Raw genomic sequence first — 13,610 nt, 5'->3', positions numbered from 1 at the left:
ACCCTCCACAAGCATCGAGTTTCATTGGGCAATGGCATCTCGACGAGCTTATAAGGATCTTTTTCATGGACGAAATCACCGGACCTGATAAGGGGCATGGCGATTTATATTGATTTAATTATACACGAAAAGGGAGCTGGGGAGCAACCAATTGGAGGTAAAAGGCGTTAGTGCTCAAAAATGCAGACGGAGGAAATAATAATTGAATAAACAGATTTTGACCAATTTGGAGCACTATGAAGGCGCTGCAGATCTGGCCATAAAAATAGCAATCGGAAGCAATGCCCAATCAAAGAGCTGGACGACTGTACCGTTATCCTGGGCACAGCTGGTTAGTGCGTTCAAGATCCCGAAACGAACCAAAGAGACATTCGATGAATATATAAAGTCCGATAAAGCCACACAAGGGAAGATGAAAGACGTGGGCGGCTTTTTAGGGGGTGCATTATCTGGGGAAAGACGTCTTAAAAACGAAGTGACCGGGCGTGATCTTGTCACGCTGGACTTTGACGGCAGCGACGGAAACGGAATGTCCATGTCCCTGGGAGAGCTTCTAGAAACCTATAAAGAAAAATACAATAACGAAGCGTTTATTTATACCACTCATTCCCATCATAAAGACGCGCCGCGTGTCCGGCTTATCATTCCACTTTCCAGGACGCTCGCCCCTGCTGAATATGAGCCTGTGGCCAGAATGATTGCATCGGAGCTGGGCATTAATGAAGTGGATCCCGCATCTTTTGTGATCTCGCAGTTCATGTATTGGCCAAGCGCTGCCAAAGACGGGCACTATCAGCCTGTGCATGTTCCAGGTGTCATCATGGATCCTGACGAAGTACTAGATTGCTATGAGGATCCCACGGACAAATCAGAATGGCCATCAGCGAAACGTGAGGGGAAGGCTGCGCAACCATTGGACTGGGATGGGACCATTTCAGATAGTTCCACAAAAACTCAGTCCAGCATTCCAGACAGAGACGCGATTCGGGCGGTAAAGGACTGGGTAAAGCATGAATGGGATAACCTCCAGGATTATCAAAACTTTATTGCCGCTTTAATGGTGATCGCCAAGGCTGCCCAAGTGAAAGAGATCTCTCCCGAGGTAGGGCGCCAATGCGCTGCTCTTTTGGCTGGAGATCGGGCCGACTGGCAACAAAATAATATCGAAAAGTATGAGAAAGAACTGGCAAACTCTAGCATCATAACTGACTATTCATTCCGAAAAAAGTTTATGCACGATGTATCAACAGCAGCTGAGGACTTCGAGTTTGCTGAAGATGATCTTGTCTGCTATCGAGATATTGAACCAAAGGCCGTTGAATGGCTCTGGGATGGATATATTCCACTTGGTATGCTTACTACCATCCAGGGCGATCCAGGAGGCGGGAAAACATTCGTAAGCACCGGAATTACTGCTGGAATCACTAACGGAGTACTTCCACCCGATGTATTCGGCGTCCCCGGAACAACCGATCCCAGGAATGTACTTTTCATCAATGGTGAAGATTCTCCAGAACACACGATTCGACCACGATTGGATCTTGCAGGTGCAAATCCAGAGAAAGTTTTCACTCTGAAAATTGACAAAGATCCACTTGACTTCAGTCAGATCCGGCGAATTGAAGCAGCCATAAAAAAGATAAAACCGCTCCTAGTTGTTTTTGACCCAATTCAACAATTTTTAGGGGCCGGGGTTGATATGCACAGAGCCAATGAGATCCGGCCGGTCCTAGCAAGGCTCAAAGATCTAGCTGCCGAGTATTCGTTTGCTTGTGTCTTTGTGATGCATATGAACAAGCAATCTGGCGGAAAGGCGCAGTATAGAGGGCTTGGATCCATCGATATTTCCGCGATTATGAGGGCTCAACTCCTAGTTGGAGAAAACCGAAATGTGCCAGGAGGACGTCTGGTTATCCCGATAAAAAATAGCCTTGGTAAGCTGCAGCCAGCCCAAGGATTCACTATTACGAACATTGGTATGACGTGGACCGGACCTGACCTGAAGGCTACTGAAGAGGACGTACTACTGCAGGCAAGCGCAAAAGAAGGTACGGAACTGGATAACGCTATTAAATGGGTACGAGAACAACTTGAAGAAGCTCCATTATGGAGCAATGAATTAGAGGCTGCTGCTGAATCTGAGGGTATTTCTAAAGGGACACTAATTAGGGCGCGGCTTGAATTAAAAGACAAATGGGAAATTGATTGCAAGAAAGCACCAGGAATTAAAAAATGGTACTGGATTAAAACCCATCGAACGGTAATCTTCAAAGAAAATCAGGAACTGGCATATCAGCCTGAATCTGAACCATTTGATTAAATGCCAAAGTTGAGACAGTTGCGAAACATTGTCAAAGTTGAGAAACATGCAGTTGTTGATCGGCATTGTCAAACACAGAAAGTTGAGAAACATAGAAATACTCTAATCGGAATTTTAGAAAGTTAAGTTTCTCAACTTTTGCATGTTTTATATGTATGCGCAACTTATGCAAGTATGTCAATGCTGACCTATGGAGAGAAAGGAGAAAAATGAAAAAAATTATTGAGATCCACAGTTATGACTATGACTGGAACAACAGCACGTTTGTAGAAAAGGGACCCAGGTATATAAATAGCAGCGCTATTATCGAGATCAAACCTAGAAGATCCGGATTTACCTTGGTACTTTACCGGTCAGGAAGAGAGATAAAGGGTTTTTTCACTAAAGAACCCGCAGCAGAACTGGCAGGCCGTATCAACGGAAAGGAGTAAAACAATATGAAAGTATTTATCAAACCATTAGAAAAGCTAGTGGAAGTCACTAGAATGCCGTACATCGAATGTCACATTCTTGGGAATGGCTTCACTCCCGGTCATTACCAGGTGGAAGCTGTAGACGGCCAGATCTATGAAGTGCCGACTCTTCAGGATCTGATCCTTGTTTATGATAGCCAGGACGAACTGATCAGAGAACGCGATCAGAAGGAAGCGTACGAGGCAAAAGCAGCAGCTTACTTTGACTCTTACACAAAGTTCAGAAAAGAGCTCAAGATTACACCGGATGAATTCATGAAGGCAGTGCCTTTTGAAAAATTTTAAAAACCAGGAGGAATATTATGGAATACACGAACAACACACTACCAGCCAAAGATGAACTTGAAAAATGGTTTGATCAGAATCCAGCGGTCAAGTTAACGGATGCCATTTGGAAGCTCGAGAGCAATATCAATTTCATGGAAGATGGATTGTCCATCATGGAGGAATTGATGGAGCCGCTCACTATCGCACGTGCTAATCAATTGAACCTGATTGAGCTGACTCAGAACCAAGCCAGGGCACTATATGGATCACTGACCTATCTGCAGTTGATTCATGAGAAGCTCGCAGCTGACATTCGCATTGCTTATACAGCTTCAAACGATGCTCTGACAGAGGCAGCAGGCGTATCAAAGCCACAAATGACCGAGGCACAGAAGCACAGCGCCGAAGAGATTGAAAGACTCACCCTCTCGATGAGGAAGGCCATGGACAAACTGGAAAAAGAATAAGGTCCCATCCAAAAGGACAGGACCGAGGAGATTTTTATTCATCACCGGGACGACTTTCAAAGCACTTATCAAAGACATTATACCACATGTATAACCCCAGCTGTGGAAGTCTCCCTTCCCCTTCTGCCGACACCATCACCCAACAACTCTCAGAGGAGAATAAAGATGAACAATGTTTCGATCTAGAACATAAGAACCAGCACTGCCTATAACGATATCAATGTCGACTATACCAGGCTTAAGACCGCCATGGAAACGTTGACCGACCCCGTTTTGGACTACCAGAAGTTGGTGGACGACATCAAGACCCCGCCGCTGGACAAATAAACCAGGATGTCGCAGCGGGCATTTCGCCCCCGCGGATCCACGGAGATTAAAGGAGATTAATTATTATGGTGAGAGAAAAAGGATACATCAGGCACCTGAAGATGGGAAAAGGCTATGGCTTTATCGCTAAAGAGATGGAGGACCCTGCCGCCATCTTCTTCCATGCCAATGCATTGATGGAAGCAGAATTTAAGGACCTGAGAGAAGGTCAAACAGTAACATTTGTCAAAGTACCGGCTCCCAAAGGGACAAAAGCCATTGCAGTAAGAATTGAGAATAACGAGGAGAATGAAAATGAATAATCTTGAAGTAATTCAGAATCAGATTAACGACATCATCACCGCCGCCACCAGTGCCGCCGAGGACCTTCAGACTAAGATTGACAAAGCTACACTGGATCGAGGAGCGGCAACCGCCGCCATGCTCACCGCCCAGGGAAAGGGCAATCCGAAGGACTACTCCAAAGCAGCTTCCGAGGTAAGGACAATAGGAGATATCCTGGAACTGTATGCCACTCAGAAAGCACAGTTGGATGCTAAGCCGCTGATCAGTGCAGAAACCTATGAAACCATGGTAAACAACATCATGGTGGAACTCGATCAAATGACGGCCAATGCAAAGGCCGACGCAGCCAAACACCTGGAAGCCCTGAGGGACATCCGCCAAGAGACTCTCGACAATATCAACTTTGGCAACTCATTGCTCCATCAGGTCCAGCATGATCTGTTTAAGGACCCAGCCGAGATGATCACCGCGAATGGGAACCGTGTACACATCGAAGCCATGGAGAAACAATATAAAGACTATGCGCTGCCCGCAGCCATCGACAGAGCCATTGACACAATGAGCCATCTCTACCAGGAGGGTAAATAATATGGACTGGAAAGAGATTGGTTTTAACAGCGAAGAGGAAATGAAGGCCAGCATTGAAAGAGTGCAGCGCGCACGGAGAAACCCACCCAGTCCGATCCAGCAGGGACTTGATAACAAGAGCCGTCTCCAAGAAAACATGGATGAACACGGCCGGCTGGATCTCAATGCTATCTCTGAAGGTGCAAGGCTTGAAGAGCTGGACAAAGTAGTTGCAAGTAGACTTTACCAGGATGAACAGAGAGCCAAGGAACAAAAGAGAACTGACGCAATCAATGACCTGCTTAAGAAAGTAGCAGCAGCAACCAAGGCTGAAAACGAAGCGAAAGCACAAGCGGCCATTGATAAAGAAAAAGCTGAAGCAATCAAGGCTATTGAAGAAAAGCATAAAAAAGAGAATGGCGTTTTTGTGGATCCGCTGGACGATGCATACCGCGCCCTGCTGAAGTAACGGAGACCCGGGGGCCTACCCCCCTCTCCCTCCCCTGCTTGCCCTACAGACGCAATTACTGTACAGATTCTCACGCGTTGACCAAGCACCAAGAAACCATATCACTCATAAAGGAGCCGAAAGATGGCAGATAAACGTTGTCCAATATGTGGTAAGTCCTTCAATACACCTCTGACAAAGAAATACTGCTCTTCTGAATGCATGAAAGAAGGACAACGCCGCACCCGGAAGGATTGGGAAGAGCGGACCGGATACAAGGAGAAAAAACGCCAATGGACGAAGGACTACCGGACCAAACAAAGGGAAGTTAACCAAGGGATCATTGAAAAAGAAGATAAGAAAAGAGCTGCAGCACAAAAGCGGCAGGATACGATCCGGAGGAAGAAGGCCCAGAAAGAGCTGGAAGCTGCAGCAGCCAATGGAGACATTGACGCTCAGATGGATCTGGCCTTGGACCGGGATGACATGCGAACCTATTACACCTTGTACCGGGAGAGCATCATAAAAAATGATGATGAGTTTAACGTGAAGAACCGGTATGGCAGGCATATCATAGCCGGTGCTGATGTGTATGACCCCGACTTTGTAGAAAAGGCCGTTGCAATGGAGGACTACTATGACTCAAAAGACGAATGAGCCCGGGCGAAAAGAACGGCGCCCAGAGATCCAGAGGCCGGCTGGGAAGATCCGGGAAGAACAGACGAAGCGACCGCCTAAACTTTGGAAACAAAGCTAAAGCCTGACAGCAAAACAAAGGGGATGATCCGGGACTTGCTTACAATCGATCCAATGCAGCACACTGGACTTGTACACGCGGTGCTGAACACCCATACCTGGCTGTTCTCGAACAAATCACCCTGGACTTATGATGATGCCTACCAGGAGGGCATGCTGGCCCTCATTGAAGCTCTGCAGACCTATGACAGTGATCAGGGGACCGTTGGCACCTATTGCCTGCCCCGCATCAAGTGGGGGCTCTACAGGGCCCACAGGGAGCAGCAGGGACTGATTAAAAAGCCCGGCCACCTGCATGAGCTTCAGGCCAAATATAAAAAGATCCAGCTGGAATATATCAGATCAAAAAATAGCGAACCTGATGTCAAGTACATGGCCAAGAGGATGAAAATGACGGTCCCGGAGCTGCAGCGGTTCCTGGATCTTTTCTCTCCGGTCCGGTCCCTCGATGCTCCACTCTCAGAGGATGATGACCTCACCCTAGCAGATACGGTTAAAGATGAACGTGACCAATTCAACACTGTGGAGACCCATCTGCATATGGCCAAGCTCCGGAAAGATCTTCAGCGCATGATGGATGAGAGACTCACCGCGCCGGATCAGAAGTTGCTCAAGGAATATTATGCCTGGGACGGCGGAAAACAACCCACAATCAAGGCTTTGGCCGATAAAAACCACTTCAGCGTTGAGGTTACCCGGGGGAAGATCCAGCGGGCGCTCACTGGATTTAATAAGTTCCGCCCTGAGCTTGTCCGGCACTACCCTGACATCATCATGAGTCAGATCTATAAACAAAGTGCTAGTTCCATGGGGGAATTAAGACGGTTAGGCGGGGAAATGCTGCTTATATACCTAAAAATCGGGGATTTGATCCAGGTCAATGATAAGTATGGAGCTGTAATGGCAGTGCTGAACAGTGATAGCTGCTTTGAATTCCGCACCTGTGGACATACGACACGAATTTCAGTTAAGAACGTTTATGACTTTGAAATGAGGGATAACAAAATAACCCGAGTATATACAGTTCAAAAAGAAGCGTGATCCGGATTCAGCAAGTGGCGGCGGGCCCCCACTTCAGTAAAGTGAGGCGTCAGCAATAGAATCAAACAATCCAGGACACTCTTTAATCAGGAGTGTCTTTTTCTCATGCCTGCAGCGCTCCTGCAGAGCTTCCACAGCGGGCGCATAGTTAACTAATGGAATAATTCACCAGGACAGCATAAGCGCTACAGTGTGGCCACAGGATGGGCTGCAGAAACACCGTGGAAGCAGAACCCCGGTTGAACTCCGAGCGAACTCCGGATGAACTCCAAATGACTGGACGATATCCATAATCAGGCGCTGGATCCGTGTTACCAAACGAACAGAGAACGAACAGAGGAAGCAGCGCACCACCTGCGTGCCCTCCTGCGCTGTTCTTATCATTGATTCGAGATATATCCATTCGAACTATTAAAACGTTATATGACCTCCTGAAGCCACATAACAGGGGAAAGACCATTGACGGGATCAAGTTCACACCAGTTCGGGCGGCGCAACCTACAGAACGTTGACCGAGTGAAGCTGGCCATGAAGCTGGAGAGTGTCATAACGGAACAGGCCAGGAAGTATCAAGGGGCCAGAACAGACCTCGAGCAGAATTCTGACCGAGGTTCACAAAGAACAAATACGAAACTATCCGAAATCGCTGGCGTGTCACATGACACCATAGCAAGGTACAAGGATACCCCATAATCAGACTTCTTAATTGATTTATTTTGCAAAAATCATTCCAAGGAGCGAAAACCGATGGTATAATTAATCAAAAACGTTATAATCAAAATAAGGAGGATTATATGAAACCAACTAACTTCATCCCCGATTTGTTACCCATAGACTCTGATTTTTATGTTACTGGACCTATAATGTCCTTATCTCACAAAGCAACTACTCAAATGACGCTTCTGAATGATACATTAAAGAACAGTAAATTTAAATTACAATTGTTATTAACCCCGCTGATAACCGAAGAAGCGGCCTCTTCCACTAGAATTGAGGGAACTCAAGTAGTAGCGCAGGATGTATTTGAAGTCGAGGCATCAGGCAAGAAGAATAATAAGAATATACAAGAAGCAATCAATTATATTAAAGCAATTAGGCATGGAGAAGGCTCGATAAAGGACACCGGTCAAATAACTTCCTTTATGCTTCGTGAGATGCATAAAATCCTGATGTCTGAAGAGGTAAGGGGATCAAATAAAAAACCGGGCGAATTTAAAACTTCTGAAAATTTTATTGGAAAAGAAAATTCTAAACGGGAACAAGCTGATTTTATACCCCCAGGACCGGAACATACTGTAGCTTTTATTGATAACTTGATAGAATACATCAATAGTGAAACTAATGATGATTTCATACTAATAAAGCTAGCTGTCATCCATGCGCAATTCGAAACTATTCACCCTTTTATGGACGGAAACGGGCGCATTGGAAGAGTACTTATTCCACTCTTTTTATTCTTAAAGAAAGAAACTATTGGTCCTATTTTCTTTTTGAGTAGATATTTGGAGAAGAATCAATTCCAATATTATCAAAACCTTAACGAAACTAGGTGGCCCAAGAACTGGGGTAAATGGATTTCCTTTTTTCTCGAAAAAATAATTGAGCAATCTCAAAATACGATAATGATCATTAATGATGTTGAAAAATTATATGGTTTAGATCTTGATATATTACATAAATACCATAAGCATCATCAATGCTCGATTTTCTTGGATGCAATCTATGCGAACCCTATCTTTAAGATTGGAAAAATATCAGAATTGACAGGCATCAAATATGCAACGTGCCGAGAATATACAAAAACATTACTAGAAAATGATAGTATCTACAAAAATAATGTTGTCAGAAATGCGACATATTATAATTATAAATTATTAGATACAATCTCCGCTGCTAAATAAATTCAATCAACAGTCTTGTCCAAGAAAATCCTCGTCTTCCTTAGAGTCACTGATCGAGGGGCTTTTCTTTTTACCGTCATGTCATGATATGATATTTGTAACTTGAAACTCTCGATCCTGGCATTAAAAAAGCCACCGGAGATGATCCGGCAGCTGTATGCTGATGCCCATGAGATCCAAATATGGATTGAAATCTTACGTCTATTCTTACGTCTATTTGATTGTAGACGTATGTAATTATGTGGAATCAATTTTTCGAGAAAGCGAGTAAACAAGCCATTTTTCGAAGTGCGTACAGCCGTGTAAAATAGCCAAATTGCTACCCTCAATCTCCGCCAATCAAATACCTTAAAAATCTGAAACCTTTATCGAATGCACGATATGGTTTCAGATTTTTTTTGAGTCTTATGTCTATCATTATGTCAATGACCCCAAAAAAGTAGCGAGTTTGAGTGCCCCTTCCTCTTTTTTCTTCTGTTACATGAGCCTGGATATTCATCGTACTCTGGACGGGAGTTATTTAATCAACGAAACCGTTGCTCCCATGATCCGCATGGGGATCCCCTGAGGGTCACGCGGCGCTGGCTCAGGCAGCGATGTTGTCTGCCCTTCGAGACCGATCCGACCAATGACTGCCAGCACAAGAGCATCCAGCAGATCATCGGTCTTCCTGGCTAATTTAAGATAGAGCTCCTGAAAGGTTGTCAGGATCCTGGGCGACCGGGGCTCAACAACTGTCAGCAGTTCCAACCGGACGAGGGCCCCCGCAGAGGTCTGCTTGTTTTCAGCTATCGGCATCCCTTTATTCAGAAGGGAAAAACAGTACTCGGGATGGCTCTCCCAAAGACGATCTTTCCATTCAGGGTTCATCTCCAAAAACCGGTCCACCTCCTGGATCTTCGGCATGATGTTGAAGGTTTGGCGTGATAGCCCTTTCCCCAGGTATTTTCGATTCACTGCGCTGGCTGTCGAATGATCCGACTCATTCAGTGCCTGGCGGCAAGGTGCGTTGAAGACGGAGGATGCCTTGCCTTTGAGGTATCGCCGAAGCTCGGGCTCAGGCCGTCTGTCCGCTGGACTTTCCGCCAGTCCGATCGGCATATCAAGCAGAATGCGGTCTGTCTCCCTGAAAAAGGCGCAGATTTCACTGATGTGATCAAAGAGGTGAATGTGATAGGTCTGTTCGGATAACTCGATTCCGAGCCATTTGCCCTTGCAGCCGTCGATCCCGGCTGCAAGGAACTGCTGTACCTGACTCCCCGGAGTGCCGGACTGACTGCCGGGTCCGGATTCATTCCTAGCACTGAACTGCAGTTGAGTGCTTTTTTTCGGGGATCGTTGTTTTACCGGCTCGTGGGGGTTGCTGGAGCAAGGCACACCTGTTTCAGGAGTACCTTGATTCGGATCTCCGTAGATTGTGTTAATCATAAGTGAAGGATGCCCAGTCCAGTACCGCTTTCATGCTCGTACGCAGACTCTGGGTGGTCTTTTTGCCGCCTGGTTCCGTGACAGTGATAAAATGGAAGGGGATGGTTTCCGGATCGTTGTAAGTGATCTTGATGACCTCGTAATTCGAAGTGGTTTTCCAGTCGCGAATGACTTCTCCGGGGATCACGATGCGGTCATCGCCGGTCAGTTTGGCTTTGGCAACTTCCACTGTGGAGCCTTTGACTTTCGTTACCACCAGGAGTTTGGAGGGATAGGGATCCGTCGCGATATTCCAGGAAACAGTTGGGTTAAAGGCCGAAAACTTACCCAGATTGAAGGCAAAAACCAGACCGATGGAGGGTTTGTCCAGTTCCGCTTTCAACGCGGCGGTCTCATCCACTGCAACGTAATTTTTATAGATGTATCCGGTTTTGGTTCCCCAGGTGACTTTGTACCACCCCTTCACCGGACCGGCCAAAACGCGGACAGTTTCCCCTCTGGGGATCTTGGTGATGATGGTACCGGAGAGACTGCCCGAGGAGCGCAGGTTGACCCGACCGGTGATCCGGCCGGTGGAGGTAAACTTGATGTAAGCAGTGGAGATATAGCCGATTTCTCCGGAATCATTGATCTTGGACCATTTGGTGCCATGGCTGATGACATCCACGGGAGTCGTCCCAGGAAGTTTGCGGATGACGGAATAAGTGGTGGAAGGTCCCGTGCGGAAATTAACTCTGGCATTGGTGAGAGCCATGGCAGCCTCGGCAGGCAAAGCACTTACAAGGACGGAAGTGAAAAACAGCCCGGTCAAAAGAGTAAGTGCGGCCAATCTTCTGGCCGTATGTGACGACATTTTTCTTCTCATGACAGATCCTTCCTTTCCTGATTTCAAATCAGTGGTGTGAGTGATGGGCAACGTATTACGGCAAGTAGAGTGTTGCAACATTTACCAGGGCAGAGCTCAATTCATCCTGACGAGGATCAGTTCAATGTTTTCCAAAGCCATGGTGTACGCGACATAGTAGATCCTGCTTGCTATTTCACTGTCACAGGTACGATTAGTGATCAGCTGTTCATAGAGCTCATCGATCCCTTCAATATCATTGCTGTGTCTCCTGCGGATCTCCAGGAGGATGTCTTTGTCAGGCTTTTCCTTAAATAGAATCTTATAGTTCATCGGATCGCTCCCTTCTTTTTATTTTATCCATTGAAACGTTTGATCTCTTGGCTGCATTGAGAGATGGACAGATTTCTAAGAGCCGTCAATTTACTTTGCTTACGCCTCAATTATAGCAAAATGTCAGCATGATTTATTCCTGGAGCAGACGACTTGCAGCGCAGTCAACGGCAAATGAAATACCGCTCAGAATTTTCCGGTGGAACTTTCTGAGCGGTATTTCTTATTCGGCTGATATTGAAGCAGTATCACTGGCGAACGCCGTTCGGATCTTCTCAACTGCCTCATCCAGTTCCTCATAGGTGGTATTGAGGGGCGGAAGGATCCGCAGAACATTGGTTCCGGCGGAGAGGACCAGGAGTTTTTGCGCATGGACTTTTTTGACCATATCAGCGATGGGGATGTTGATCTCAATTCCGATGAGAAGTCCCTTGCCGCGGATGTCAACGACTTGCTCGCTGTCTTTCAGTGCTTCTTTGAGTCTGGCTCTGAAGTACTCGCCTTTTTCGGTGACCTCCCGCAGGAAATCCTCCTGGAAGATCGTATGGAGAACTTCATTGGCCGCAGCCATGGCGATGTAGTTGCCGCCGAAGGTGCTTCCGTGGCTTCCCGAGCCGAACGCATCGATGAAACGCTCATCGCCCAGCAGGGCTCCCACGGGCAGACCGTTGCCCAGGCCTTTGGCCAGGGTCAGGAGATCCGGCTTGATATCATAATGCTGAAAACTGAAGGCTTTTCCGGTGCGGCCGATTCCGGCCTGCACATCATCCACAATGAAGGCCGCGCCGGTCTGGCGACAAAGGTTCTCGATCTCCTTGAGGAATTCCTCACTGGCAGGGATGATTCCGCCTTCGCCCTGAACGGTCTCCACGATGACACCGGCGGTATCCTCGTCAATGTAGTCCTTGAGAATCTCCGGCTGATTGTAGGGGATGTGGAGAAATGTCCCCAGCATCTCACCGAAGCCTTTCTTGATTTTATCCTGCCCGGTGGCGGACATGGTGGCAAAGGTCCGGCCATGGAAGCTGTCCTGGAACGTAATGAATTTGCTCCGGCCGGTGAATTTTCGTGCCAGCTTGATGGCTGCTTCATTGGCCTCAGCGCCGCTGTTGCAGAAAAATACTCGGGTAAAATGAGCTGCACCAGTGAGCTGACTGGCGACGGAATCCTGAACGTCGCTGGGGAACAGATTGGACATATGCCAGAGCGTTTTCACCTGATCGATGACGGCTGCTTCGACATTGGCGGGACAATGTCCCAGGTTCAAAACCGCGATCCCGGCAACATAATCCAGGTACTTATCCCCCTTGTCATCCGTGATGTAGGATCCTTTGCCCTCTACCGGCTTGATATCGTATCTGCTGTAAGTCGGGAATAAATTGCTCATTTACAAATCCTCCGCTGTGATGGCAGTTCCGGAGAAGCTGCCGTTTTTCCAGATGGGTGCCAGGCCGGAACCAATCCGGACTGATTCGATGCCTGACTTCAGTGCATTGAGTGCTCCCTTGACTTTGGGGATCATCCCCCCGTAAATTGTCCCGTCTGCCAGCATCTGGTCAATCTCTTCTTTCGTGACAGAATCCAGGAGATCGCCGTTTTTCATGACCCCTGGCACATTGGTGACAAAGATCAGTTCCTCTGCCTGTAAGCCGATGGCTGCATGAGCGGCGGCAATGTCCGCGTTGATGTTGAGGTGCTCTCCGTTGGGTCCCTGAGCCAGTGGTGTTACCACCGGGATCAGCCCCAACTGCAGCAGTGCTTCCACAACCTTGGTTTCCACTCCGGTCATGATGCCCACCAGTCCGTACTTATCATAGTCCAGCAGGTCGGCCTGGAAAAAATGGTCCGGTCCCTGCATTCCGATGGCCGGAATTCCCTGAGACTTGAGCTTCTGGACGATGTGCCGGTTGGTTTTACCCGACAGCATGACCTCAACAGCAGAGAGGACCGCTTCATCGGTGTAGCGCAGACCGTCAACGAATTTCGTCTCAATGCCTTTGTCCTTGAGATAGCGGGTGATGTCGGGTCCGCCGCCGTGAATGATGAGGATGTGGTAGCCCGATCTCATCAGGTCTTTTATGCTGTCAAAAAAACCTGCCTCCAGTTCATCGGTGATACTCCCGCCGCATTTCAGCACGATTGTTTTCTTCATT

General features: G+C 47.3%; 15 protein-coding genes. 10 read left to right on the top strand and 5 right to left on the bottom strand.

From position 1 onward, the window contains the following. The first annotated feature begins 202 nt into the window (after positions 1–202). The 10 genes from P6M73_RS00625 (at position 203) to P6M73_RS00580 (ending at position 8,852) form a co-directional block, all read left to right on the top strand. Positions 203–2,320: an AAA family ATPase gene (locus P6M73_RS00625; protein ID WP_277854252.1), complete on the top strand. Its 2,118-nt coding sequence runs from the start codon at positions 203–205 to the stop codon at positions 2,318–2,320. Positions 2,321–2,529: 209 nt separating this feature from the next. After that, positions 2,530–2,751, top strand: a complete 222-nt coding sequence (locus P6M73_RS00620; RefSeq protein ID WP_277854251.1) for a hypothetical protein — start codon at positions 2,530–2,532, stop codon at positions 2,749–2,751. A 6-nt stretch (positions 2,752–2,757) separates the two neighbouring features. Continuing rightward, entirely contained in the window at positions 2,758–3,078 is a 321-nt protein-coding gene (locus P6M73_RS00615) for a hypothetical protein (protein ID WP_277854250.1), read from the top strand. A gap of 17 nt (positions 3,079–3,095) precedes the next feature. Next, on the top strand, positions 3,096–3,527 hold the full coding sequence (locus P6M73_RS00610) for a hypothetical protein (RefSeq protein WP_277854249.1): 432 nt from the start codon (positions 3,096–3,098) through the stop codon (positions 3,525–3,527). A 392-nt stretch (positions 3,528–3,919) separates the two neighbouring features. Further along, a complete protein-coding gene (locus P6M73_RS00605; RefSeq protein WP_277854248.1) occupies positions 3,920–4,156 on the top strand; it encodes a cold-shock protein in 237 nt (78 codons plus the stop codon). Continuing rightward, on the top strand, positions 4,149–4,727 hold the full coding sequence (locus P6M73_RS00600; RefSeq protein WP_277854247.1) for a hypothetical protein: 579 nt from the start codon (positions 4,149–4,151) through the stop codon (positions 4,725–4,727). The genes P6M73_RS00605 and P6M73_RS00600 overlap by 8 nt, the downstream gene beginning before the upstream one ends. Before the next feature lies 1 nt (position 4,728). Continuing rightward, positions 4,729–5,175 (top strand): hypothetical protein, encoded by a 447-nt coding sequence (locus P6M73_RS00595; RefSeq protein WP_277854246.1) that lies wholly within the window; start codon positions 4,729–4,731, stop codon positions 5,173–5,175. A gap of 123 nt (positions 5,176–5,298) precedes the next feature. Further along, positions 5,299–5,811 carry a hypothetical protein gene (locus P6M73_RS00590; RefSeq protein ID WP_277854245.1) on the top strand — a complete coding sequence of 171 codons (513 nt, stop codon included), beginning with the start codon at positions 5,299–5,301 and terminating at the stop codon, positions 5,809–5,811. A 135-nt stretch (positions 5,812–5,946) separates the two neighbouring features. After that, the gene (locus tag P6M73_RS00585; RefSeq protein WP_277854244.1) at positions 5,947–6,951 is read left to right on the top strand and encodes a sigma-70 family RNA polymerase sigma factor; all 1,005 of its coding nucleotides are present in this window, start codon (positions 5,947–5,949) and stop codon (positions 6,949–6,951) included. Positions 6,952–7,745: 794 nt separating this feature from the next. After that, positions 7,746–8,852, top strand: a complete 1,107-nt coding sequence (locus P6M73_RS00580) for a Fic family protein (RefSeq protein ID WP_277854243.1) — start codon at positions 7,746–7,748, stop codon at positions 8,850–8,852. Between the two features lie 516 nt (positions 8,853–9,368). Here the strand turns inward: P6M73_RS00580 and P6M73_RS00575 are convergent. The 5 genes from P6M73_RS00575 to argB all read right to left on the bottom strand — a co-directional run bounded on the left by P6M73_RS00575 (position 9,369) and on the right by argB (position 13,609). Next, entirely contained in the window at positions 9,369–10,280 is a 912-nt protein-coding gene (locus tag P6M73_RS00575; RefSeq protein WP_277854242.1) for a DUF429 domain-containing protein, read from the bottom strand. Beyond that, positions 10,273–11,145 carry an SH3 domain-containing protein gene (locus tag P6M73_RS00570; RefSeq protein ID WP_277854241.1) on the bottom strand — a complete coding sequence of 291 codons (873 nt, stop codon included), beginning with the start codon at positions 11,143–11,145 and terminating at the stop codon, positions 10,273–10,275. Before P6M73_RS00570 ends, P6M73_RS00575 begins: the two co-directional genes overlap by 8 nt. 96 nt (positions 11,146–11,241) lie before the next feature. Then, on the bottom strand, positions 11,242–11,457 hold the full coding sequence (locus P6M73_RS00565; RefSeq protein ID WP_277854240.1) for a hypothetical protein: 216 nt from the start codon (positions 11,455–11,457) through the stop codon (positions 11,242–11,244). A 223-nt stretch (positions 11,458–11,680) separates the two neighbouring features. After that, positions 11,681–12,844 (bottom strand): acetylornithine transaminase, encoded by a 1,164-nt coding sequence (gene argD, locus P6M73_RS00560; protein ID WP_277854239.1) that lies wholly within the window; start codon positions 12,842–12,844, stop codon positions 11,681–11,683. Then, the gene (gene argB, locus P6M73_RS00555) at positions 12,845–13,609 is read right to left on the bottom strand and encodes an acetylglutamate kinase (RefSeq protein ID WP_277854238.1); all 765 of its coding nucleotides are present in this window, start codon (positions 13,607–13,609) and stop codon (positions 12,845–12,847) included. Position 13,610: the final 1 nt, after the last annotated feature.

The sequence above is a fragment of the Anaerococcoides asporogena genome, assembly GCF_029590275.1.
Taxonomy (GTDB): Bacteria; Bacillota; Clostridia; order Clostridiales; family Clostridiaceae; genus JG1575.
The sequence above is the reverse complement of the archived record's forward strand: the minus strand, read 5'-3'. Positions and strand labels throughout refer to the sequence as shown.

What these genes read in the sequence shown, in the direction of transcription:
- P6M73_RS00610 (WP_277854249.1), top strand. Translation starts at nt 3,096, where the DNA reads ATGGAATACACGAACAACACACTACCAGCCAAAGATGAACTTGAAAAA.
- P6M73_RS00580 (WP_277854243.1), top strand. Translation starts at nt 7,746, where the DNA reads ATGAAACCAACTAACTTCATCCCCGATTTGTTACCCATAGACTCTGAT.
- P6M73_RS00590 (WP_277854245.1), top strand. Translation starts at nt 5,299, where the DNA reads ATGGCAGATAAACGTTGTCCAATATGTGGTAAGTCCTTCAATACACCT.
- P6M73_RS00600 (WP_277854247.1), top strand. Translation starts at nt 4,149, where the DNA reads ATGAATAATCTTGAAGTAATTCAGAATCAGATTAACGACATCATCACC.
- P6M73_RS00565 (WP_277854240.1), bottom strand. Translation starts at nt 11,457, where the DNA reads ATGAACTATAAGATTCTATTTAAGGAAAAGCCTGACAAAGACATCCTC.
- argB (WP_277854238.1), bottom strand. Translation starts at nt 13,609, where the DNA reads ATGAAGAAAACAATCGTGCTGAAATGCGGCGGGAGTATCACCGATGAA.
- argD (WP_277854239.1), bottom strand. Translation starts at nt 12,844, where the DNA reads ATGAGCAATTTATTCCCGACTTACAGCAGATACGATATCAAGCCGGTA.
- P6M73_RS00615 (WP_277854250.1), top strand. Translation starts at nt 2,758, where the DNA reads ATGAAAGTATTTATCAAACCATTAGAAAAGCTAGTGGAAGTCACTAGA.
- P6M73_RS00595 (WP_277854246.1), top strand. Translation starts at nt 4,729, where the DNA reads ATGGACTGGAAAGAGATTGGTTTTAACAGCGAAGAGGAAATGAAGGCC.
- P6M73_RS00620 (WP_277854251.1), top strand. Translation starts at nt 2,530, where the DNA reads ATGAAAAAAATTATTGAGATCCACAGTTATGACTATGACTGGAACAAC.
- P6M73_RS00575 (WP_277854242.1), bottom strand. Translation starts at nt 10,280, where the DNA reads ATGATTAACACAATCTACGGAGATCCGAATCAAGGTACTCCTGAAACA.
- P6M73_RS00570 (WP_277854241.1), bottom strand. Translation starts at nt 11,145, where the DNA reads ATGAGAAGAAAAATGTCGTCACATACGGCCAGAAGATTGGCCGCACTT.
- P6M73_RS00605 (WP_277854248.1), top strand. Translation starts at nt 3,920, where the DNA reads ATGGTGAGAGAAAAAGGATACATCAGGCACCTGAAGATGGGAAAAGGC.